We start from the raw sequence: 877 nt of genomic DNA on the forward strand, positions 1-877 counted from the left end.
TCTTCGCGGGCAAATGCCACCACTTCCATATGGTGTTCAGTGTGGTAAATCTGCGAGGCCATCGATTGATCGGACTGCCGATCATCGGTCACACATATCAGGTCTATATCACTGGCCGCATTAGCGATGCCATGTACGGGAGAGCTGCTGATCAGCGCCAGTTGTGCATCGGCATACTGGCGTTTTACAACCTCTTCCAGTTCAGAAAAAGCAAGTTGGCGCGAGGCCAGAAACTGCAGGGCGTTGCCTGAATAAAAAGCACGAAAATCCATGTACACCTTCCACTCGATAACGGTGACTTCATTGGGGCTGCTATTCGGCTTGCCGAGCAACCCCCTGCCTGATCCATGACCATGAATTACTTTGTCGTCGTTAACGCGAGCGCTGACGCAATGGAACAAGCCCCATTACTTCACGATGTTGTACCCAGCAAGTGGCGTGCCACCGTTATTGATCATCGTGTATTGGCAAGGTGCCAGATAATCGCCAACGCCGGCCTGAAGCGTGGCTGAAAGATCGGCAAGCCTTTAAATTAAATGACTTTTTACGCAAGCTTTCGAAATATGACAACTTTAATACATGTATCGAATTATGTATAAGCCACTTTTAGAAGTAGCAAAGTGCTATCCATGTTTATTATTTCAGGGCACGTAAGCAACTGCACCACGCCGACTCGATAGCGTCGAAATCGCACTGTTTTGGCTTATCGTCTTGTATACATGTTTATTAGATCACTGCCGTTAAGTTTGTTCAGCCGTCTGATAAAGCAGTGGCACGAAGCTTGCTCAAGCTCTGCTCACACTTCGAAGCCAGGGAAGTTCAACGTGGACACACTTCTTGCACAATTAGCCGACGACACCAACGACACCTTCTATAC

At 48.1% G+C, this 877-nt stretch carries 1 protein-coding gene; it reads right to left on the reverse strand.

Annotated elements, in window-relative coordinates; genetic code table 11:
* On the reverse strand, positions 1-272 hold a 272-nt coding region (locus ALO43_RS26340), incomplete at its 3' end, for a DUF6001 family protein (protein WP_328586986.1).
* Between the last annotated feature and the right edge of the window lie 605 nt (positions 273-877).

This window comes from Pseudomonas tremae (assembly GCF_001401155.1).
In the GTDB taxonomy this organism is placed as follows: domain Bacteria; phylum Pseudomonadota; class Gammaproteobacteria; order Pseudomonadales; family Pseudomonadaceae; genus Aquipseudomonas; species Aquipseudomonas tremae.